Origin of the sequence: Ilumatobacter coccineus YM16-304 (genome assembly GCF_000348785.1) — a bacterium.
Classification (GTDB): domain Bacteria; phylum Actinomycetota; class Acidimicrobiia; order Acidimicrobiales; family Ilumatobacteraceae; genus Ilumatobacter_A; species Ilumatobacter_A coccineus.
Genome location: NC_020520.1, coordinates 4,017,934 through 4,039,849, shown reverse-complemented (window position 1 = coordinate 4,039,849; position 21,916 = coordinate 4,017,934). Strand labels below are relative to the sequence as shown.

At 66.8% G+C, this 21,916-nt stretch carries 18 protein-coding genes; 13 read left to right on the top strand and 5 right to left on the bottom strand.

Features of this window, described 5'->3' with window-relative positions; translation table 11 throughout:
• Positions 1–131: 131 nt before the first annotated feature.
• The 4 genes from YM304_RS17910 to YM304_RS17890 form a co-directional block, all read right to left on the bottom strand.
• Positions 132–2,150 (bottom strand): ASKHA domain-containing protein, encoded by a 2,019-nt coding sequence (locus YM304_RS17910; protein WP_197536902.1) that lies wholly within the window; start codon positions 2,148–2,150, stop codon positions 132–134.
• 201 nt (positions 2,151–2,351) lie between these two features.
• A complete protein-coding gene (locus tag YM304_RS17900) occupies positions 2,352–3,275 on the bottom strand; it encodes a dihydropteroate synthase (RefSeq protein ID WP_015443132.1) in 924 nt (307 codons plus the stop codon).
• Positions 3,272–4,606 carry a virulence factor gene (locus YM304_RS24885; RefSeq protein ID WP_015443131.1) on the bottom strand — a complete coding sequence of 445 codons (1,335 nt, stop codon included), beginning with the start codon at positions 4,604–4,606 and terminating at the stop codon, positions 3,272–3,274. The genes YM304_RS17900 and YM304_RS24885 overlap by 4 nt, the downstream gene beginning before the upstream one ends.
• Positions 4,606–5,337: a corrinoid protein gene (locus tag YM304_RS17890; protein ID WP_015443130.1), complete on the bottom strand. Its 732-nt coding sequence runs from the start codon at positions 5,335–5,337 to the stop codon at positions 4,606–4,608. Before YM304_RS17890 ends, YM304_RS24885 begins: the two co-directional genes overlap by 1 nt.
• A gap of 229 nt (positions 5,338–5,566) precedes the next feature.
• Between YM304_RS17890 and YM304_RS17885 the strand changes: the two genes are divergently transcribed.
• Both YM304_RS17885 and YM304_RS17880 read left to right on the top strand, forming a co-directional pair.
• Positions 5,567–6,319: an IclR family transcriptional regulator gene (locus tag YM304_RS17885; protein WP_015443129.1), complete on the top strand. Its 753-nt coding sequence runs from the start codon at positions 5,567–5,569 to the stop codon at positions 6,317–6,319.
• 105 nt (positions 6,320–6,424) lie between these two features.
• The gene (locus YM304_RS17880; RefSeq protein WP_015443128.1) at positions 6,425–8,971 is read left to right on the top strand and encodes a helix-turn-helix transcriptional regulator; all 2,547 of its coding nucleotides are present in this window, start codon (positions 6,425–6,427) and stop codon (positions 8,969–8,971) included.
• Between the two features lie 156 nt (positions 8,972–9,127).
• Here the strand turns inward: YM304_RS17880 and YM304_RS17875 are convergent, their stop codons facing one another.
• A complete protein-coding gene (locus YM304_RS17875; RefSeq protein WP_015443127.1) occupies positions 9,128–10,600 on the bottom strand; it encodes a hypothetical protein in 1,473 nt (490 codons plus the stop codon).
• A 208-nt stretch (positions 10,601–10,808) separates the two neighbouring features.
• Here YM304_RS17875 and YM304_RS17870 point away from each other — a divergent pair, with 208 nt between their 5' ends.
• Genes YM304_RS17870 through YM304_RS17825 form a run of 11 tightly spaced genes read left to right on the top strand, consistent with a single transcriptional unit; the run spans position 10,809 to position 21,842 of the window.
• Positions 10,809–11,174, top strand: a complete 366-nt coding sequence (locus YM304_RS17870) for an NADH-quinone oxidoreductase subunit A (protein WP_015443126.1) — start codon at positions 10,809–10,811, stop codon at positions 11,172–11,174.
• Between the two features lie 38 nt (positions 11,175–11,212).
• Positions 11,213–11,857 carry an NADH-quinone oxidoreductase subunit B gene (locus tag YM304_RS17865; RefSeq protein WP_015443125.1) on the top strand — a complete coding sequence of 215 codons (645 nt, stop codon included), beginning with the start codon at positions 11,213–11,215 and terminating at the stop codon, positions 11,855–11,857.
• Positions 11,841–12,530, top strand: a complete 690-nt coding sequence (locus YM304_RS23030; RefSeq protein WP_083908451.1) for an NADH-quinone oxidoreductase subunit C — start codon at positions 11,841–11,843, stop codon at positions 12,528–12,530. Before YM304_RS17865 ends, YM304_RS23030 begins: the two co-directional genes overlap by 17 nt.
• On the top strand, positions 12,530–13,705 hold the full coding sequence (locus YM304_RS17860; protein ID WP_015443123.1) for an NADH-quinone oxidoreductase subunit D: 1,176 nt from the start codon (positions 12,530–12,532) through the stop codon (positions 13,703–13,705). Before YM304_RS23030 ends, YM304_RS17860 begins: the two co-directional genes overlap by 1 nt.
• Positions 13,702–14,763 carry a complex I subunit 1/NuoH family protein gene (locus YM304_RS17855; RefSeq protein ID WP_015443122.1) on the top strand — a complete coding sequence of 354 codons (1,062 nt, stop codon included), beginning with the start codon at positions 13,702–13,704 and terminating at the stop codon, positions 14,761–14,763. The genes YM304_RS17860 and YM304_RS17855 overlap by 4 nt, the downstream gene beginning before the upstream one ends.
• Positions 14,763–15,242: a 4Fe-4S binding protein gene (locus tag YM304_RS17850; protein WP_015443121.1), complete on the top strand. Its 480-nt coding sequence runs from the start codon at positions 14,763–14,765 to the stop codon at positions 15,240–15,242. Before YM304_RS17855 ends, YM304_RS17850 begins: the two co-directional genes overlap by 1 nt.
• On the top strand, positions 15,239–15,757 hold the full coding sequence (locus tag YM304_RS17845) for an NADH-quinone oxidoreductase subunit J family protein (protein ID WP_015443120.1): 519 nt from the start codon (positions 15,239–15,241) through the stop codon (positions 15,755–15,757). The genes YM304_RS17850 and YM304_RS17845 overlap by 4 nt, the downstream gene beginning before the upstream one ends.
• Positions 15,758–15,772: 15 nt before the next feature.
• Complete coding sequence (gene nuoK / locus YM304_RS17840; RefSeq protein ID WP_015443119.1) at positions 15,773–16,072, top strand: NADH-quinone oxidoreductase subunit NuoK; 300 nt, start codon at positions 15,773–15,775, stop codon at positions 16,070–16,072.
• 1 nt (position 16,073) lies between these two features.
• On the top strand, positions 16,074–18,668 hold the full coding sequence (locus tag YM304_RS23025; protein WP_015443118.1) for an NADH-quinone oxidoreductase subunit 5 family protein: 2,595 nt from the start codon (positions 16,074–16,076) through the stop codon (positions 18,666–18,668).
• Positions 18,669–18,711: 43 nt separating this feature from the next.
• On the top strand, positions 18,712–20,319 hold the full coding sequence (locus tag YM304_RS17830) for a complex I subunit 4 family protein (RefSeq protein WP_015443117.1): 1,608 nt from the start codon (positions 18,712–18,714) through the stop codon (positions 20,317–20,319).
• A 5-nt stretch (positions 20,320–20,324) separates the two neighbouring features.
• The gene (locus YM304_RS17825; protein ID WP_154723683.1) at positions 20,325–21,842 is read left to right on the top strand and encodes an NADH-quinone oxidoreductase subunit N; all 1,518 of its coding nucleotides are present in this window, start codon (positions 20,325–20,327) and stop codon (positions 21,840–21,842) included.
• The last annotated feature ends 74 nt before the right edge of the window (positions 21,843–21,916 follow it).

Below are 21,916 nucleotides of genomic sequence, written 5' to 3'. Positions count from 1 at the left end.
ACATTCGCGCGATCGCCGAACGCCCGTCGACGAATATTTCGAAGGGGCGAGGCCGCCTCGCCGAATCCCCAGCGACGACGGGCCCGCGCCCTCGCAGCGTTCGATGCGTTCGTTGCCGAACGGGCGGCGGGTCAGCGTCGAGGTCGGCGGCCCGTGCGCTGTCGGCGCGACGCGCCCTCGGGCTTCGGCTGGGGGAGTGGGAGTTCGGTCTCGGTGGCGAGGTTCGGTGTGGGCGTCACCGTGTTCGGGAAACCCATGGCGTCGACGAAGAGTTCTTGAAACCGTGGCTCGGTCGCCGTTTCGATCTTCTCGACGTCGCGGACGGTCGCCTCGATCTCGTCACGTTGCCGTGCCGACAGCAACGCCCGCACCGCGCCGGCCCCGGCAGCGTTGCCGACCGCACTGACGCGGTCGACCGGCGTGTCGGGAACGATCCCGAGGACCTTCGCGTACAGCGGGTCGATGTGGGCGCCGAATGCGCCGGCGAGGCGAACCGACCCGATCGCTCCTGCGTCGACGCCACCGGCGTGTTCGCACAGCAGATCGATGCCCGCCCGCAAGGCGGCCTTGGCGAGTTGGATCGCCCGCACGTCGTCTTGGGTGACGTTGATCGACGCTGCGGTGCCGTCCTCGGTGTCGGCATCGCCGAACAGCCGGTACGAGAACGTCCGGCCGTCGGCGAAGACTCGCGGCGTCTTGGCGGGCCCGTCGGAGCGGATCGTGCCGTCGACGTCGATGAGTCCGGCGAGGAACATCTCGCCCATCACCTCGATGATCCCCGATCCGCAGATGCCCGAGATGTCGAGCGACGCCGTGTCGGCAGCGAAGCCGGGATCGTCGGACCAGAGATCGCTGCCGATCACCTTCACGCGCGGTTCGAGCGTGGTGCGGTCGATGCGAACCCGCTCGATGGCCCCGGCGGTGGCGCGCATGCCCGCGCTGATCTGTGCGCCTTCGAACGCCGGGCCGGTCGGTGACGAGGCTGCGAGCAGATGCTCGGCGTTGCCGAACACGATCTCGGCGTTGGTGCCGATGTCGACGAGGAGTTGCACCTCGGTGCTGCGATGGGGTCCCTCGGAGAGGATCGCCCCGGCGGTGTCGGCGCCGACGTGGCCGGCGATGCAGGGAAGCAGGTACACCGACGCGTTCGTGGCGTCGATGTCGAGGTGGGCCGCGGTCGTGTCGACTGCGGCATCGGTCGCCAGCAGGAAGGGTGCCTGCCCGAGGGGCGTCGGGTCGATGCCCAGGATCACGTGATGCATGATCGGGTTGCCGACGAGGGTGATGTCGAGCACGTCGGCTCGGGTCAGCCCGGCGTCGGTGACGAGGTCGCCGATCATCGCGTCGAGCGCGGTGCGGATCGCGTTGGTGAGTTCGACCTCCCCACCGGGATTCATCATCACGTACGAGACGCGTGACATGAGATCGTCGCCGAACCGGATCTGCGGGTTCATCACACCGTTCGTGGCCAGGATCTCACCGGTCGCCAGGTCGACGAGGTGCCCTGCGACGGTGGTGGAGCCGACGTCGATCGCGACGCCGACGGCGCGGTCGACGTACCCGCCGAAGACCGCCGTGATGGTCTCGCCGCGCCGTACGGCGACCGTGACCGTGTTGCCACCCCGCTTGGCGGCGGGCGCCAACTGTGGCAGCACACGCGGTTCGACCGTGGAGGGCCGGACGCCGAAGTCACGTTCGATCAGGTGCTGGATCTGATGCGCGAGGCTCCCGAGCTCATCGCCGAGTTCGGCCTTCGGGAGTTCGACGTAGTGGAGCTTGACGATCGGGTCGATCTCGAAGCCACTCGCATCGACCGACTTGCGCACGACCTGCTTGTGCACCTGGCTGGCAGCCGGGATCTCGACGACGAGGTCGCCGCACACATGCGCCGCGCACCCGAGTCGTTGGTCGCCGACGATCGGGCGCCGGCCGGTGTAGTCGGCCTCGGTGCTCGTCCAGTCGCTGATCGAGTCGGGGGTCGAGTCGATCTGCCACTTGTCGAAGTGCCCCATCGACGGCACGATCTGGCAGCGTCCGCACAGGCCGCGCCCTCCGCAGGTCGAGTCGAGGTCGGCGCCCGCGTGGCGTGCAGCGTCGAGCACGGTGGTGCCATCGGCGACCGTCGCCGACAGGCCCGACGGCGAGAACACGACCCGATGCTGTTCACCCACGCTCTCGCCCCCGGAATCGATCGTCGGTGACGTCGTGCCGAGGCGTCACGCCCGCAGCCCGGTTCTGCCCCGGGAATCGGTCGTGGATGACGGATCGGCGGGGCAGAACGGTGGCGCGGCGGTTTTGCCCCGGGAGGGCGTCGTGAATGACGAATTGGAGGGGCAAAACGTGCATGAGGGTCAGGCGCCTTCGACGCGGGCGCGGCGTCCGCCGCGTCGTCGGGGTGCGCCACCGGCCGCGGCCCCGTCGGCGGCGCTGCCGCCTTCGCGGTTCTCGGCGATCCACGCGCCGCAGTCCTGGTCGTGGCCGGCGAGCACGTCGGCCGCCTTGACCGCAGCCTTCACCTCTGGGTGCAGCGGGCTCATGATGGCCGAGGTCATCCCGTTGGCGATCGCCATCGCGAGGAATGTGCCGGTGATGACGTTGCGGTTCGGGAGGCCGAACGAGACGTTGGAGGCGCCACATGTCGTGTTGACCTTCAACTCGGTCTGCAGGCGGCGCAGGAGTCGGAACACCTGCTGTCCGGCCTGGCCGACGGCGCCGATCGGCATCACCAGTGGGTCGACGACGACGTCGGACGAGGGGATGCCATGGTCGGCGGCACGGTTGACGATCTTGCGGGCGACTTCGAAGCGGACGTCGGGATCTTCCGAGATGCCGGTCTCGTCGTTGGAGATGGCCACGACAGCAGCGCCGTACTTCTTGACGAGCGGGAGCACGCGCTCCATCTGCTCGTCTTCACCCGTCACCGAGTTGATGAGCGGCTTGCCCTGATACACGGCACACCCGGCTTCGAGCGCTTCGACGATCGACGAGTCGATCGACAGCGGGACGTCGGTGACCGATTGGACGAGTTCGATCGCCTTGGCGAGCAGCGCCGGTTCGTCGGCGAGCGGGATGCCGGCGTTGACGTCGAGCATCTGCGCGCCGGCCTCGACCTGCGCGAGTGCGTCGGCGATCACGCGGTCGAAGTTGCCCTCTTTCATCTCGGCGGCGAGCAGCTTGCGTCCGGTCGGGTTGATGCGCTCGCCGATCATGACGAAGGGTCGGTCGAAGCCGATGACGACTTCCTTCGTGGCGGAGCTGATGATGGTGTCGGTCATGTCGGGTCGCTTTCGGAGGCGGAATCGGAATGGGGCGTCGCGGGGTCGGGGATCGCGGAATCAGGAACGGCGGCGTCGGCTGCGGTCGCGCGTCCGTCACCAGATGATGGTTCGAGACCGCCGTTGGCGACCAATGCCTCCAGGCGCTGGCGGGGGTACTCGCCTTCGAGTTCGGCGCAGCGCTGGTCGAGTTGTGCGGCGAGATCGCCTGCGGCGGCAGGTTGCGAAGCGGTTCGCCATTCCTGCACGTAGTCGTTGGTGGTCGTGAGTCCGGCGATCGCGGCAGCGCGGTCGATCGCGTGCTGGAAGCGAGCGTGCAACAACACCTTGTGCTGTTCGTCGCCGGAGCGCGCGGTGAGTTGGGCCGGGATGTCGCGCCACGAGATGGTCGACACCGTCGAGCCGCCACCGCGTCGCCGGCCGCCGCGTCGAGTGGTCTGGCGTTCGCGCAGTGCCCCCTGGTCGGGGCCGAGGTCGGGGCCGGGTCCGTCGGGGACGGCGCTTGCGGCGGACGGCGCGACCTCGCTGCTCGGCTCGGTGCTGGTTTCGGTGTCGTCGGTCGACGTCATGGGTCTCTCTTCGGGGTGTTGCTCGGCGATGCTCACCATCGTGGTCTCGAGTTCTCCGTATCCGGTCGGCTCGACGATCAACGAGAGCCCCAGCCGGGCGGCGGCGGCTTCGGCTCGTTCGACGAGCGACGGGTCGTCGGTCTGCGCGAGGTAGACGAGTCGGGTGTAGTTGCCGAAGTACATGGGCAGGAGTTCTGGATGCTGCTCGATGCCGAGCCCCTGCCAGACGAGGCGGTCGAAGTGCTTGACGAGGAAGTCGGTGAGGTAGAACGAGCCGATCTCGTGGTCTTGCAACTCGTCGAACCGGGGAGCGGTCGCGAAGAACTGGTAGCAGTGGGCGCCGGCGAGCATCTCGACGCCTTCCTCGTCGCAGACCTGCGCGAGCAGCCCGCCGGTGCCGCAGTCCGCGTAGCCGATGAAGATCTGGTCGAAGCGTGTGCCGGGTTCGGCGTCGCCGCCGACGACCTGGACGTCGCCGTCGAGGAGTTCGTCATCGTGAAGCGTGGTGTCGAGTGTGGTGTCGAGTGTGGCGTCGACGACGCCTCGGACCGATCCACCCGCGCGGGCGCGTCGGATGCGGGCGCGCACGGCATCGGGGATCTCCTGCGGACGGTTGTGGAGCGCCGCCGGAAGGCACTCGACCGTGACGCGTTCGAGGCCGTGCTGGCGCACGATCGCCTTCATCTCGTGGGCGAGCGCCCCGCAGGCGATCACCAGCGTGCGCGGCCGAACCGCCGTAGTGGCGACCGGAGCGTCGTTCATCAGACCGGGACGGACGGTCCGGGCGGCTCGGCGGCACCGCGGCGTGCCAGCACCAACGACTTCGCCATCTCCGAGGCGACGGCGGCGTCGCGGCAGTAGGCGTCGGCGCCGATCGCCTCGCTGAACTCCTCGTTGAGCGGTGCGCCGCCGACGAGGATGATCTGCTCGTCGCGTCGACCCTGCTCGGTGAGCGTGTCGATGACGACCTTCATGTACGGCATCGTGGTCGTGAGCAGCGCCGACATGCCGAGGATGTCGGGCTTGTGTTCGTCGATCGCGGCGAGGAACTCGTCGACGTCGGTGTTGATGCCGAGGTCGAAGACTTCGAAACCTGCACCTTCGAGCATCATCGCGACGAGGTTCTTGCCGATGTCGTGGATGTCGCCCTTGACCGTGCCGATCACGACCTTGCCGACCGATTCGACGCCGGTCTCGGCGAGCAGGGGACGAAGGATCTCCATGCCCGCCTTCATGGCGTTGGCGGCGAGCAGCACTTCGGGGACGAACAAGATGCCGTCGCGGAAGTCGATGCCGACGATGCGCATGCCTTCGACCAGTGCCTCGTTGAGGACCTTCTCGGCGCTCCATCCGCGGTCGAGCAGGATGGTGGTGCCTTCGGCGATCTCTTCTTTCAACCCGTCGTACAGGTCGTCGTGCATCTGGAGCGTGAGGTCTTCGTCGCTCAGTGTGGCGAGATCGATCTCGTCGATGTCACCGTTGTCATCACTCATTCGTGACTCCCAGAGGAAGGGGTGGACGACCGTGACGATTCACGACGCGCGCCCACCGGGCGGTAGTGTCGTTCCACCATGCGGAACCGTACCGCACTGTGAAACACATCGCCAGACCCCTCTGGGTCGACCCCTCTGGGAGGCGTGTGTCTGCAGACTACCCGACAAAGCCGCGGCCTCGCCGTGCGCGGCCGCCAGACACGGGCGGCGACCAACGAGGTGAACAGCCATGGCAGGTGTGCAATCGATCGAGCGAGCGTTCGCCATCCTGCGGGTTCTCGCCCTCGGCCCGGCCGGCGTGACCGAGATCGCGGACCGCGCCGACCTTCCGAAATCGACGGTGTCGAGACTCTTGACAGCCCTCGAATCGGAGGGTGCGGTGGAGCAGGTGGACGACGGCGCCGACTACGTGGTCGGCGAATCGCTCCGCACGCTCGGCGGCTCGTCGGGCCCTCGCGCCACGCTCCGATCGGTGATCCGGCCCTTCCTCGAAGCGTTGTCGGCGGCGACCGGAGGCAGCGCCGGATTCGTCGTTCGCCGAGATCGGGAGGTCTACTGCGCCGACGACGTCGCCGAGCGTGCGGAGTTGGTGCGGGTGTCGAAGCAGACCGGGCACTCGTTCCCGTTGCACGCGACGGCCAGCGGTCTCGCGCTGCTCGCCACGCTCGACCCGGCCGACGTCGACGAGTACGGCGCGGCGACGTTCACACGAACCCGCGGGTCGGCGCCGAACGATCTCGAGCGGCTGCGCGAGCGCCTCGCCCGGATCGGTCCGTCGGGTGTGGTGGTGTCGAACGAGGAGCTCGACCCCGGCGTGAACGCGCTGGCCGTTGCGTTCCGAGGCCCGAGCGGCACGTACGAGGGCGCGCTGTACGTGCAGGGTCCGGCGTTCCGATTCCCGGTCGACGGCGATCAGGCCCGAGTCGAGCGGTTGCTGGTCGAGGCCGCCACGGCGATCTCCGAGCGCTTCGATGCTCACTGAGTGCGCGAGCCCTGCCCCAGGTCGTTACTCTCGAACTCGGACAGCGTGAGCAATGGCCGACGTCGATGGCTCGACCGGGGGGTTGTACGACGTGGGGGAGGTGAGATGGGAGAAGTGACCGAACGGCGCGCCGACGTCGTCGCGCGACTCGTCGACCGACTCGGCTCGGCGGAGCGCCCCACCTCCGTGGTGCTTCGAGGGCCCGCCGGCATCGGCAAGTCCCACCTCGCCGCGGCCGTTGCCGCCCGGCTCGCCGAACGCGGCCTGCCCGTGCGCCGCGCTGCGGGTGGCGAAGCTCAGCGCCAACTCGGTTTCGGTGCGCTGCTCCATCTGCTCCCCGCCGACGCCGCCCCGGTCTCGGTCGAGTTCGAGCTCGTCCAGCGGTTGCGATCGGCGCTCATCTCCCAGGCGCACACCGCCGTGCTGGTCGTCGACGACATCGCGCTGCTCGACGATCGATCGGCGGGTCTGATCGAAGGGGTGTTGCTGCACGGCGACGTGGTCGTGGTGGCGACCGAGCGCACGCCGCTGTCGGGTGCGCCCACCGAACACGCACTGTCGGCAGTGCTTCGGTCGACCGCAGAGTTCGTCGACGTGCCCGCCATGAGCTCCGCGGAGCTCGCCGAACTGTTGCTCGACTGGGCGGGCCCCGGCGAGATCGGGTCGGTGCGCCGACTCTGCGAGATGGCGCGCGGCAACCCGCTGGTGTTGCGCGAACTGCTCACCTCGGCGCGGTCGACCGGCGGGATGAGCGAGCGTGGCGGCCTCTGGTATCTCGACGGGTTCCGCGCCTCGGGGCACTCGCTCGAACGTCTCGTCAGCGAACATCTCGACCGCCTCGACGAACACGCCTGGGAGCTGATGCGCTGCCTCGCCGTCGCAGGCACGCTCCCGCGCCACCTGGCGGCGCGAATCGACGTCGAGTCGCTCGAGCGACTCGAACGTGACGGTCTGCTGCGCGGTGACCCGACCACGATCGGTCATCCGTTGTACGCCGAGGTCATCGTCGATTCGCTGTCGGCCGAGCAGGTCCGCCGCGTCTGCTCCAAGCTCGTCGCCTCCATCGGCCCGCACGACGATGTCGACGCCGCTCGCCTCGGGTCGTGGTTGCTGCGCGCCGATCACGGCATCGACGACACCGTGGCCCGTCGCGGCGTCGCACTCGCGCTCGCCCGCTGGGAGAACGATCTGGCCCGCCGGTTGATCGAGGCGATCGCCGAGCCCACCGTCGACGATCGCGTGCAGCTCATCTGGGCCCACGCGAACGCTGGTGAGATCGATCAGGCCGCCGAGGCGGCCGAGGCGGCCGTCGACTCGTCGTCGACCGATCACGAGCGCGTCCACGCCGAACTCGCGCGAGCGGAACTGTGGGCGCTGCAGATGAACCGCAGCCGTGAGGCGTACGCCGCGCTCGCCGACCTGCGTGCTCGGCTCTCCGACGCGACGCTCGTCGCGCAGGTCGACGGCGCCACGGCGCTGTACTCACAGATGACCGGCAACAGCGCGTTGGCGAGCGTGGCGGGAGCGTCGGCATCGGCCGCCGCAGAGGTCGACGACGACGAGTCGCGGCTCGCCGTGTTGATGGCCGACGCGTTCGGCAAGGTCTTCTCGGGTGCCTTCGACGCGGCGCGTTCGTCGATCGAGGCGGGGCTCGCGCTGGCCGAACAGCGCGCCGAGCGACATCAGTGGGTTCGCTTGAAGATCGCCGACGCGCTCCGCGCGTTCCTGTCCGGCGAGCTCGCGCTGTGCCGGTCGGTCGTCGACGAAGCACTCGACCTCGCCGACGTGTCGGGGGTGCGACCCGCGCACGTCGTGTGGCTCGGGCTGGCCAGCCAGGTGGCGCAGGTCGACGGCGACTACGACCTCGCCGAACGACGGGCTCGCGAGGCGGTGCGCGCCGGCGACCACGTCGACGACTTCGGCTCCGCCGGGTTCGCGCGGGGCGATCTCGACGCACTGCTCATCGAACTCGGTCGAGCGGTGCGACTCGATTCGGCCTCGTCGAAGATCGGTCGCGCACGCGGGCAGATCCGCCTCGCGCCGTCCGCCGAGGCCGACCAGCTCGCAGCCGAGCTCGCCGCCACGACCGCCGAGGCCGGCTACGTGTTGTGGGGGCCGTGGATCGCACGTGAAGCAGTGCGTCGTGGGCCGTCGCCACGCTGTGCCGAACTGCTCGCGACGTGGGCCGACGAGCACGACGGCCCGGTGGTGCGAGCGCTCAGCGAGCACGCGTCGGGTCTGGTGGAGGCCGACGCCGAACGCGTGGGCAACGCCGCCCGCTCACTCGAACAGGCGGGCTATCGGATGCCGTCGCTGGAGGCGTTCGTCGCGTCGTTCGAGCTGGCGCTGGAACAGGGCGACGACTCACCGATGCTGCGCCGTCGCATCCTTGCGACGAGAGCGCTCGTCGACGGCGTCGTCCCGTGCCTGCCACCGATGTTGGCCGAGCGATACGACGCCGTGTGCGAAGCCGCCGGCATGCCGACCGACCGTCAGATCGAGATCGCGCGGCTCGCCGCGGCCGGCAAGGCCAGCAAGGAGATCGCCGCCGAACTCGTCGTGTCGGCGCGCACGGTCGACAACCACCTGGCCGCGGTCTACAAGAAACTCGGCGTCAACAGCCGCGACGGGCTCGCCGATCTGCTCGCCTGACGCGACAGCGCCCGAGGCCATCGGCCTCGGGCACTGCGCTCGTTCGCCGCTGCGAGCTCGAAGGGGGAGGAAGCGAGCTCGCGTCGAGCGAAGGGTGGGACACGCGGTGTGTCCCATGCGATCGACGCCGCCGGGGGAGCGGGTCGATCGGTGGCGTCAGACGATGTATCCCGACACGTCGACGATGACGTTGGCGCCCGAGCCGCCGAGGTAGACCTTGATCGCCCCGGCATCGTTCGGACGCACGGTGAGACTGTTGGTCGCCCGGTTGGCCGGACCGCTCCACGTGACCGACGCCGCCAGCGGCCGATCGCCGTCGGCGGTGTCGCCGTTGAAGGCGGTCATGTAGCCGATGCCCTCGGTGTCGGCCACCGAGATGTTGATCAACGCGGCCGATGCGCCGGCGGGCACGTCGGTGAACTCGGTGAGATCGATCGCGACCGTGCCGTCGGCGGCGATCTTGCCCTTGTCGCCGTTGGCGGGTGCTTCGCCGGGCCGTGAGTCCCACGCTCGTTGCGGGTTCTCGAAGAGCACCTGCTGCGTCAACTGCACGAAGCTGTTGCCCGTCGCGTTGTTGTAGTAGAGCTTGCCGCGCCCGTCGGCGAACAGTTCGCCGAGTTGGTGGTCGTCGTCGGTCGGCGGGCCGACCACCTTGTCGGCCTCGGCCGTGCCCTCGGCGTCGTTGTCGACCTGGATGAGCCGGACCTGAGCCTTGCCCGCACCGCCCTGGAACTCGCCGCCGTAGCCGCCGACGGAGATGCCGCCGATGCCGGCGCCGACGCCCTGATGGCGTCCCCAGGTTGCTGCCACCGTGTTGGTGCCTTCGCCGTTGGCGCCCTTCGCGTCGGCCGGCGTGTCGCCGGCGACCGAGTGGCCGCCGCCGTTGGTGAGCCCGAACACCGCGTGCGAGCCGTTGGTCCCTTCGGCGACGACGCCTTCGACGCCGCGCGCCGAACCGGCGATCGGGACGACGTCGGTGGTGGTGTTGACGCCGCCGATGCCGGCGCCGAGACCGGCGTGGCGTCCCCAGGTGGCGGCGACGGTGTTCGAACCCGTGCCGTCGGGGCTCGTGGCCTCTGCGGGGGTGTCGCCGGCGATCGAGTGGCCGCCGCCGTTGGTCTTGCCGTAGACGGCGTGGGAGCCGTTGGTCGGGGAGGTGACCACTCCTTCGACGGCTCGAGCGGGACCGGCGAGCGGCGAGGTGGTGGCGACGTTGACGCCACCCACACCCGCGCCCTGACCGGCGTGGCGTCCCCAGGTGGCGGCGACCGTGTTGGGCGCACTGGCCGGCGTGTCACCCGCGACCGAGTGGCCCGTTCCGTTCGTCACACCGCGAATCGCGTGGGAACCGTTGTCGGCAGGCAGTACTTCGCCGACGACGGCCTCGTTGCCGGCGGTGCCTGGCGCGCCGCCGTTGGACTCGTTGTTCTGGTAGGTCGTGACGGAGCCGGTGTAGGTGGCGCCGTCGGCGGCGGACGCCGACTTCGACCCCACGATCGCTGCCGCACCGGCGATGCCGGCTCCGGTCAGGAACTTGCGTCGGCGCCGTCCGGCGGAGCCGTCGGGCGCGTCGATGTCGGCGTCCGGGCCCGTCTCGTGGTCGGTGATCTCGTCGTGCAGGTCGGTCATACGTACCTCTCCTCGTTGGCCGTCGCGAATGTCGACGGTTGGAGAGGAGTTCGTCGTCGAGCGGCTCCTGGATCACCGTCACATCGAGAAACTTCGGAAAATGTCGTGCGTCGGCGAGGCGCACGACTCCGGCGCGTGACATGCGGCCAGGAATACGTTCGTCGAGTTTGGGAAGGAATTCACGAGCCCTGGTATCTTCGGGGCTCGTATGTCGGACTTTCTCCGCGATTACCTGAACGTCATCTGGTTCGGGGCGACCGCTCTCGTAGTCGGTGGGCTCCTGCTCGGACTCGCTGCTGCGGTACGCCCGACGAGCCCCTCGGCCGAGAAGTACATCGCGTACGAATCGGGCGTCGATCCGGTCGGAATGGGCTGGTCGCAGAGCCAGGTTCGCTACTACGTGTTCGCCCTGCTCTTCGTCATCTTCGACGTCGAAGCCGTGTTCCTGTTCCCGTGGGCGATCTCGGTCGAGCGATACGGCACCTTCGGACTCGTCGTGATGCTCGTCTTCATGTTCTTGTTGCTCGACGGTCTGTTCTATGCGTGGAAGCGCGGATTGCTGCGTTGGGTCTGACCGGATGGCGCTGAAGTTCGAAACGGAGTTGATCTGACATGGGTCTCGTAGACAAGGGCCGGATGCCGGCACCGCTGACGAAGCTGTTCAACATGAGCCGCTCGTACAGCCTGTGGGTGTACCAGTGGGGCCTCGCCTGCTGCGCCATCGAAATGGGTGCCGCGTTCGGTTCGCCGCGCTACGACGTGATGCGCCTCGGCGTCATCCCGCTGCCCGCGAGCCCGCGCCAGGCCGACTTCGTGTGCGTGTCGGGCACGGTCACCGACAAGATGGCCCCCGCCGTGAAGCGCCTCTGGGAGCAGATGCCCGAGCCGAAGTACGCCATCTCGATGGGCTCGTGCGCCAACTGCGGCGGCCCGTACTGGGACAGCTACTCGGTCACCAAGGGCGTCGATCAGATCATCCCGATCGACGTGTACGTGCCGGGCTGCCCGCCGCGCCCCGAAGCACTGCTCGAAGGTGTCGTGCTGCTGCAGCAGCGGATCAAGAACGAAGACATGCAGGCCAAGTGGAAGGGCGACGAGTTCACCACCCTCCAGGCCACGCGCGAAGCCGAGCGCGGCCAGTTGAGCGCAGGGGAGCCCACCGGGCAGACCACCCACGACATCTCGACCGACCCGCAGCCGATTCCCGAGCGCGACCGCCCGGAACCGATCGTGGTGGGCGGTGGCCCCATTGAGTGACACCGAGACCCCCTCGACCGACGAGGCGCCCCAGGCGCTGCCCGGCGACGGACTGCGCGAAGGCATCGTCGACGACCTGCGCAACCGCATCGGCGCATCGCTGATCGACTCGCACATCGTGCCCAACACCGATCTCACGGTCCGTGTGGCCACCGACGCCTGGGCCGAAACGGCCGCGGCGTTGAAGACCGCCGGGTTCACCTGGTTCAGCTTCCTCTCGGCCATCGACTGGATGCCGTCGCCGTATGGCAACGGCGAGAACGACCCGACGGTCGAGCGAGCACCGATCGACATGACGATCACCCAGGGCACCTGTGGCGGCGAGACCCGCATGCAGGTCTTCGCTCGCCTGACCGATCTCGACCGTCACGTCGGCATCACCATCAAGGCCGACGTGCCCGACGATGCGCCGGTCGTCGATTCGTGGACTCGCTCGTTCGCCGGTGCGAACTGGCACGAGCGCGAGTGCCACGAGATGTTCGGGATCGGCTTCAACGGCCACCCCGACCTGCGCAACATGTACCTGCCTGGCGACTTCGAAGGACACCCGTTGAAGAAGGACTTCCCGCTGCTCGCCCGCATGGTCAAGCCGTGGCCGGGCATCGTCGACGTCGAACCGATGCCCGAACAGCCCGAACCTGCGCAAGACGCCGCGGAAGGCGGTGAGTCCTGATGGCTCCGACTCTGAGCGACCGCCAGCAACTGTCGTACATCGCCTCGCAGGCCGCCGACGCGCGCCTCAACGTCGAACTCGAGACCGAGGGCATGACCCTCAACATCGGCCCGCAGCACCCGGCCACTCACGGCACGCTGCGCATCATCGCTCGCCTCGACGGCGAGCAGGTCGTGTGGGCCGAACCGTCGGCCGGCTACATGCACCGCGGCTACGAGAAGCTCACCGAGGTCCGTACGTTCCCGCAGGTCACCACGCTGATCAACCGGATCGACTGGCTCGGCAGCTTCGCCAACGAAGTGCCGTTCATCCTCGCCGCCGAACAGTTGATGGAGATCGAAGCGCCGCCGCGTGCGCAGGTCATCCGCACCATCCTGTTCGAGCTGTCGCGCATCGCCAACGTGTCGCTGTTCCTCGGCGACCTCGGCGTGCAGATGGGCGCGATCACCCCGGTGTTCCTCGCCTTCCGTGACCGCGAGTACGTCCTCAACCTCATCGAGGGCGCCACGGGCGGACGCTTCCACCCAAACTTCGACCGCATCGGTGGCCTCAAAGACGACCTGCCGAAGGGCTGGATCGACGAGACCAAGCAGGTCATGAAGAAGCTCATCGCGTTCTGCGACGAGATCGAAGACCTGCTGTTCGGCAACGAGATCTTCCAGAGCCGTATGCGCGGCATCGGCGTGATCCCCGCCGACATCGCCAAGGAGTACGGCCTGTCGGGCGCCAACCTGCGTGCCTCGGGCGTCGACTACGACCTCCGGCGCGACAACCCGGTCGGGCTCGCCTGGGACAAGGCCGACTGGAAGGTCTGGACGCACCCCGACGGTGACTCGTGGGCACGCTGCTGGATCCGCCTCCAGGAGACCCGCGAATCGTGCAAGATCGTGCAGCAGCTCGTCGAGCAGATTCCGGCCGGTCCGATCATGACCAAGGTGCCGCGCATCATCAAGGTTCCGGAGGGTGAGGCGTACGTCTCCACCGAGAACCCGCTCGGTGAGATGGGCTACTACGTGGTGTCGAAGGGTGATCTCGGACCCTTCCGCGTCAAGATCCGCTCGGCCAGCTTCAACAACATCAGCGTCACGCCGTGGGTCCTGAAGGGTGTCTACGTGCCCGACATCATCACGATCCTTGCCAGCCTCTACTTCATCCTCGGAGACATCGACCGGTGATTGGTCTTCTCGCAACCGACTACGACTTCGCGTACTGGACGCAGTCCATCTTCCGCGTCGTCGGTGGGCTCGTCGCGGTGCTGCTCCCTGCGGGCGGCATCGTGTACCTGTTCCTGTTCAAGATGATGTCGTTCATGCAGAGCCGTCTCGGCCCCATGGAAGCGGGCCCGTACGGCTCGATGCAGCTGCTCGCCGAAGTCGGCAAGTGGATGCAGAAGGAAGACATCGCTCCCGACAACGCCGACAAGCCGATCTTCAAGATCGCGCCGCTGATCGTCCTGATGTCGACGTTCCTCCTGATCGCCGTCGTGCCGTTCGGCCCCGACGCGTTCTTCACCGACTTCGACGCCGGAGTGTTCTACTTCCTCGCCGTCGGTTCGGTCAGCGTGCTCGGCATCCTCGTCGCCGGCTGGGCGAGTGCCAACAAATACTCGCTCCTCGGTGGTCTGCGCGCCGCCGGTCAGCTCATCGCCTACGAACTCCCGATGGTGCTCGCCACGCTCGGTGTCGTCATCCAGGCCGGTTCGATGAACCTCAACCGGATCGTCGAAGTCCAGAACACCGGCGAGATCTTCGGCATCGGGTTCCTCGGCAACCCGTTCATCCTGACCCAGGGCGTCGGCTTCCTGATCTTCATGATCGCCGTGCAGGCCGAACTCACGCAGTCGCCGTTCGACATGCCGATCGCCGAGTCCGAGCTCGTATCGGGCTACATGACCGAGTACACCGGCTTCCGGTTCCTCATCTTCTTCATCGCCGAGTTCGCCACGGCCGGCGTGTTCGCCTTCATCGCCTCGGTGCTCTTCCTCGGCGGTTGGGGCGTGCCGTTCGAGTGGTTCGGCTGGGACAACCTCGACGAGGTCGCCTGGTGGATGAACCTCGTCGGCCCGGTGATCCTCGCCACGAAGATGTTCGTCCTCGTCGGCATCATCATGTGGGTGCGCTTCAGCTACCCACGTTTCCGTGAAGATCAACTCCAGACCTTCGCCTGGAAGTTCCTCATTCCGCTGTCGCTCGCCAACATCGCCGTGACGGCAATTCTCAAGGTGGCTGTGTAATGCCCAAAGTTCCTGGACTGCTCAAGGGATTGGGCGTCACCGCGAAGACGCTCGGACGCACCGTCAAAGACGGCGCGAACACCGTGCAGTACCCGCACGAAAAAGAAGCGCCGCCCATCCGGGCGCGCGGCGTCATCGCCCTCCACGAAGACAACTGCACCGCCTGCATGCTGTGCTCGCGTAGCTGCCCCGACTGGTGCATCTACATCGAAGGCCACAAGCAGTTGGCGCCTCCACGCCGTGCCGGTGGCAAGCCGCGTCAGGTCAACCACCTCGACCGGTTCGACATCGACTACGCGCTGTGCATGTACTGCGGTATCTGCGTCGAGGTGTGCCCGTTCGACGCACTGTTCTGGAGCCCGGAGTACGAGTACTCCGAGCCGAAGATCGCCGATCTGCTCCACGACAAGTCGAAGCTCGGCGAGTGGATGGAAACCGTGCCAGAGGCACCCGAACTCGAAGCCGGAGCCGGCAAATGATGCTCGCTGCTGACGGCATCAACGTCGCCCAGAACATCGGCTTCGGCATCATCGCCGCGGTCATGATCTTCTCGGCGCTCTGTGTCGTGTCGACCAAGAACGTGGTGCACGCCGCGCTGTGGCTGGTCATGGTGCTCGCCGGCGTCGCCGCGCAGTACATCCTGGCGGCCGCCGAGTTCGTCGCCGTGTCGCAGGTGATGGTCTACATCGGTGCGGTCATGGTGCTCTTCCTGTTCGGCATCATGCTCACGCGCGCCCAGATCGGCTCCGAAGAGGGGCTCAACAACTCGACGTGGGCGCTCGGCATCCCGGTCGGCGTGGTGCTGTTCGGCCTGCTCGCCTGGGTGGTGCTCGACTTCACCGACGACAACGTCATCGCCGAGCCCGCCGGCCCGGCACCCACGCAGGCCATCGCCGACCAGGTCCTGTCGCCGTATCTCATCCCGTTCTTCGGGATGACCTTCGTCCTGCTCGCCGCCGCCGTCGGCGCCATCGTCCTGGCACGGAAAGACTGAGGGGTCTGACGCAACATGCTGCAAGCCAACTTCCTGCTCCTCGCCGCGGTCCTCTTCTGCATCGGGGTCTACGGCGTCATCGCCCGTCGCAACGCGGTGATGGTGCTGATGTCGATCGAGCTCATCTTGAACTCGGTCAACCTCAACTTCATCGCCTTCGCGCTCATGAACCAGAACATCGACGGTCACGTGTTCGCGCTGTTCGTCATCGCGATCGCCGCTGCCGAAGTCGGCGTGGGCCTCGCGATGGTGCTGCTGATCTACCGCAACCGCAAGTCGATCGCCCTCGACGAACTCTCGGAAATGAAGGGCTGACGTGCACAACATTTCACTCCGCGTAGAAGAATCCGAGCAGTTGCAGGGTGCGCTCCACCTGAGCTCGGGCTGGTTCCTCGAGAACCTGTGGCTCGTGGCGCTCATCCCGGCGATCGGGTTCGCGCTCATCATGGGCTTCGGCAAGAAGATGCCGCTCAAGGGTTCCGAGTTCGGTCTCGCCTCGATGGTCGGTTCGCTCGTGGTCGCCACGGGTGCCGCCATCCAGTGGATGAACCGTGTCGACTCGGCGTCCGATCACGGCGAGCACTCGCTCGGCCTGGTCCAGACCTTCGGTCGGTCGGTGCCTCGTGCCTCCGAAGGCGGCGAGGTCGAACCGTTCATCGAACCGGTCGTCAACACCTGGGTCTGGTGGCAGAACTCCGGCCTCGAGTTCGGCATCGGTTCGTTCGGTGACGGCCTCTCGATCCTCCTGCTGTGGCTGGTGGCGTTCATCTCGCTGCTGGTGCAGATCTTCAGCCTCGACTACGTGCGCGGCGACCGCCGCTACACGCAGTTCTTCGGCGCACTCACGCTGTTCTCGGCCGGCATGTTGGTCATGGTCATGTCGGAGAACATGGTCCAGATCATCCTCGGCTGGGAGATCATGGGCCTCTGCTCGTTCATGCTCATCGGCCACTGGTGGGAAGACAAGTACAACAGCCACTCGGCGCTGAAGGCCTTCTTCACCGTTCGTGTCGGCGACGTCGGACTGCTCGTCGGTACCGCCGTCATCTTCTTCGGCGCCAACCAGTGGGCGGTCGACAACCTCGACTCCAACGGCTTCAACATCCCCGCCATCCAGGCCTGGGCGCTGTCGGGTGAAGGTTCGCCCACACTGCTGCTGGTCGGAGCGAGCGCGCTGTTCATCGCCTGCATCGGCAAGTCGGGTCAGTTCCCGCTCCACACCTGGCTGCCCGACGCCATGGCCGGGCCCACCCCGGTGTCGTCGCTGCTCCACTCCTCGACCATGGTCGTGGCCGGCGTCTTCCTCGTCGCCCGCATCTACCCCGTGTTCTGGGAGGGCTTCAACATCGGCAACGGTGGCCTCTCGTTCATCGCGATCATCGGTGCCATCACGATCGTCATCGCGGCGCTGCTCGCGTTCGTCCAAGACGACATCAAGAAGGTGCTCGCCTACTCGACGGTGTCGCAGCTCGGCTACATGATGCTCGGTCTCGGTACCGGCGCTTGGCTGCCGGCCGTGTTCCACGTGTTCACGCACGCCTTCTTCAAGTGCTGCCTCTTCCTCTGTGCCGGCTCGATCAGCCACAGCGGTTCGCACCACTCGTTCGACATGAAGAAGGACATGGGCGGACTGCGCAAGCACATGCCGGTCACCTTCACCGCCTGGTGCATCTCGACGCTCGCCCTCACCGGCGTGATCCCGTTCGCCGGCTTCTGGTCGAAGGACGAGATCATCGACAACGTCGGCAACAACGGCTACACATTCCTGTTCTGGGTCGGTCTCGGCGGTGCAGCGCTCACGGCGATGTACATGACCCGTGCGACGTACCTCACCTTCTTCGGTGAGCCGCGCGGCGCCGCAGCGGGCATCCACCACGACGACGATCACGGCTACGCCACGGCGTTCCGTGAAGAGATCATCCACGGCGACGAGATCGATCGCGAACTCGTCACCGCAACTCCTCGCTCGCTGAGCTCGGCCGCCAACACCGGTACCGCGGTCGCCGACGATCACGGGGACCACGGTCACGACGACGGCCACGACGATCACGGTCACGGCGACCACGGACCGCACGAGTCGGGCAAGTTGATCATCGTCCCGATCATCATCCTCGCCTTCCTCGCCCTCACGTCCGGCTTCGCCAACCCGACGCCGCTCGCCACCGGTGCGCTCGGCATCGACCTCGGCGAAGGTGTCGAGGTCATCAAGAAGTACGTCGAGCCCCGTCCGCAGCCGGTCGCCATCGAGGCGATCATCCCGGGCGGTCCGGGCCACGCGCTCGAGCTCAACGTGCCGGGCTTCGAGGCCGGTGCATCGCTCGCAGCCGAAGACGGCGCCGACGACCATCACGGCGGGTGCGGCTTCGACACCCCGGCGGCGGGCAGCGTCTGCTTCTTCCCGTCGGTCACGCACGCCAAGCCCGAACTGGGCAAGGTGCTGTTGTCGCTCGGCGTGGTGGCCGCGGGCTACGCCGCCGCCATCGCGTTCTGCCTGGCCTACTACCAGCGCCGCGACAAGCGCCTGGTGGGCCTCACCGAGCGGAACAAGTTCGCACGCGGCGGCTACCTGTTCTTGAAGAACAAGTACTACCTCGACGTGCTCTACAACAACGTGTTCGTCTACACGGTGTCACGCCCCGTCTCGAAGGCGGCCTACTGGATCAACCAGAACGTCCTCGACGGTACGGTCGACGCGGTCGGTCGAGGCGGCAAGAAGTCGGGCGACTGGGTCTACAAGAACCTCGACCAGCGCATCGTCGACGGAGCGGTCAACGGCTCCGGCACGATCGCATCCGAGACCGGCCACGGGCTGCAGAGCACGCAGTCCGGCAAGGTCAACCAGTACGGCGCACTCATCTTCGGCGCAGCAGCCGTCGGCGCCGTCGTCCTCGTCATCTTGAACGTCAACTAACGGATCATCACGGCCGCAGCAAAGGCATCACGGAACAGAGATCATGAACACAATTTCCGACAACAACTGGTTGCTGACCGTCGGCACCTTCCTGCCGATCATCGGCGCCCTCTTCATCATGTTCGGTACGAGCAAGGATGACGAGCGGACGCCGAAGATCATCGGTATCGCCTTCGCCGGCGTCACGATGGCCATCGGCATCGCCACGCTCGTGGCGTTCGACTACGACCGGTCGGCCGACCTGCAGTTCTTCGTCGACGCCGAGTGGATCTCGGTGATCTCGTCGAACTACACGATCGGACTCGACGGCATCAGCCTGCCGCTGTACTTCCTGTCGATGGTCGTCACCTTCCTGGTGATGATCTACAGCTGGGACAACATGCCCGACGCCGGCAACGCCAAGGCGTTCTACGCTCTGATGCTGATCCTGCAGACCGGTATGGCCGGATCGTTCATCGCCCAGGACCTCATCCTCTTCTTCGTCTTCTTCGAGGTCGTCCTGCTCCCGATGTTCTTCATGATCGGTGTGTGGGGTGGCGAAGATCGCAAGTACGCCTCGCTCAAGTTCTTCCTCTACACCATGTTCGGCTCGGCGTTCATGCTCGTCGCCTTCCTCGCACTGTTCTTCCAGACCGGTGCCGAGAGCTTCAGCTACGCCCACCTCATCGAAGCCGGCGCCGGCATCGACCGCGACGTGCAGATCTGGATCTTCGCCGGCATGTTCCTCGGCTTCGCCGTCAAGGTGCCGATGTTCCCGTTCCACACCTGGTTGCCCGACGCTCACACGCAGGCGCCCACCCAGGGCTCGGTCATCCTGGCCGCCATCCTGCTGAAGCTCGGTACCTACGGATTCGTCCGCATCGCGCTGCCGATGCTCCCGCAGGGCGCACAGGCCTGGGCGCCGGTCATCGGCATCCTCGCCGTCATCGGCATCATCTACGGTGCGCTCGGCTGCCTCGCTCAGACCGACATGAAGCGGCTCATCGCCTTCTCGTCGGTTGCTCACATGGGCTACGTGATGCTCGGCATCTCCACGCTCACGTCGTTCGGCATCAACGCCGCCCTGTTCGGCATGGTCGCTCACGGTCTGATCACCGGCATGCTCTTCTTCCTCGCCGGCTCGATCAAGCATCGCTACCACACGCTCGAGATCAAGCGCCTCAGCGGCATGCTCATCCAGATGCCGAAGCTCGGTTGGATCCTCGGTTTCGCCTCGATGGCCTCGCTCGGTCTGCCGGGCCTCGCAGGCTTCTGGGGCGAGTTCCCGGCGATCCTGTCGGCCTACAGCCCGCACCCCTCGCTCAGCGAAGAGCTCTTCCGGGTGCTCATGGTGGTCGCCGCGATCGGCACCGTCCTCGCCGCTGCCTACCTCCTGTGGCTGTACCAGCGCACGGCGTTCGGTGAGCCGACCGCAGAGTTCGCCGGCCACTCCGACGCCGAGAAGGGTGGCACGATGGCCCACTCGCTGTCGTCGGCTGCCAACGACGATCACGAGGAGATCCACGACGTGCAGCGGTCCGAATGGATCTCGTGGACGCCGTTCCTCATCGCCATCGTGGTCTTCGGTGTGTACCCGCAACTCATGTTCAAGGTGATGGACCCCGCCGTGACGCAACTCGTTGAAACGATCAGCGCAGGCATTCCGAAATGATCGGCATGCTCTCGACCGTCTTGGCGCAGGCCTCTGAGTGGGTTGCGCCCGACATCGATTGGCACGCGCTCGCCCCCGAGTTGGTGCTGATCATCGGCATCAACCTGGTGCTGTTCATCGATCTCAACCTCAGCGACTCGAAGAAGTGGACCATGGCCACCCTCTCCGGGTTCGTCATGCTCGCTGCCTTCGTTCCCGTGGTCACGCTCGCCGTCGACGACGGACCGGCGCGAGAACTCTTCGACGGCCGCTACGTGGTCGACGAGTACGCACTGATCCTCAAGGCGTTGTTCCTGCTGGTGGCGTACGTCGTCATCCTGCTCAGCCAGAACGAGCTCGAAGAGGGCGGCTACTACCAGGGTGAGTACTACGTCTTGATGCTGTGCTCCGTACTCGGCATGGTGATGATGAGCTCGTCGCGTGACCTCATCTCCATCTTCGTGGCACTTGAGCTCCTGTCGATCCCGGCCTACATGATGGCGGCCTGGAAGAAGCGCTCGTCGAAGTCGAACGAAGCGGGTGTGAAGTACTACCTCCTCGGTGTGTTCGCCTCGGCGATCATGCTGTTCGGCATGTCGTACATCTTCGGCACGACCGGCACGACCAAGCTGACCGAGATCGGCGCCGCGCTCACCAACGGTGACCTGCTCGGCCTCCAGGTCGTCGGCGTCGCCTTCGTGATCGTCGGTTTCGCCTTCAAGGTCTCGGCCGTTCCGTTCCACAACTGGGCGCCCGACACGTACGAAGGTGCACCGCTGCCGGTCACCGCGTTCTTGTCGGTCGCGTCGAAGGCCGGTGGTTTCGTCGCCCTCGTCACGCTCGTCTACGTCGCCTTCCCGGGTGCCGACGACGTGTACGGCCCGATGCTCTGGGTCATGGCGGCGCTCACCATGACGGTCGGCAACGTGCTCGCGCTGCGCCAGACCAACATCGTCCGCATGCTCGCTTACTCGTCGGTGAGCCAGGGTGGGTTCATCCTCATGCCGCTGGCGTTCGCCGGTGACCCCGATGCCTCCGGCTCGGCGCTCAACGCGGTGGTCGTCTACCTCCTCGTCTACGCCTTCATGAACCTGGGTGCGTTCGCCACGATCCTCGCGGTCACCCGCAAGACGCGCAGCGGCGAGATCGATTCGTTCGGTGGACTCTTCCAGTACGCGCCCGGCATGACCGTGGCGATGACGGTGTTCTTCGCCTCGCTGGCCGGCATCCCGCCGCTCGGCGGCTGGTTCGCCAAGTTCAACGCCTTCAAGGCCGTGCTCGACGCGTCGAACGGCGCCGCCTACACGCTGGCCTGCATCGCCGCGATCAACACGGTCATCTCGGCGGCGTACTATTTCAAGGTGCTGCGCACGATCTGGGTCGACGACGCTCCCGACGGCGACAACGCACCGCTCGCCACACCGCAGCCGATCCTGGCTGCACTCGGCATCACCGTCGTCGGCACCATCGTCGTCGGCGTGCTCCCGGGTCTCGTCGCTCGCTTCGGCGAACTGCAAGACCTCACCGGCGCCCTCGGCGGCTAGCAACTCGTCAGCCCGGTCCGCCCCGGGCAGAGCCAGCTACATCCCCACCCGCCCCGGAGTCAGCAGATCCTGCC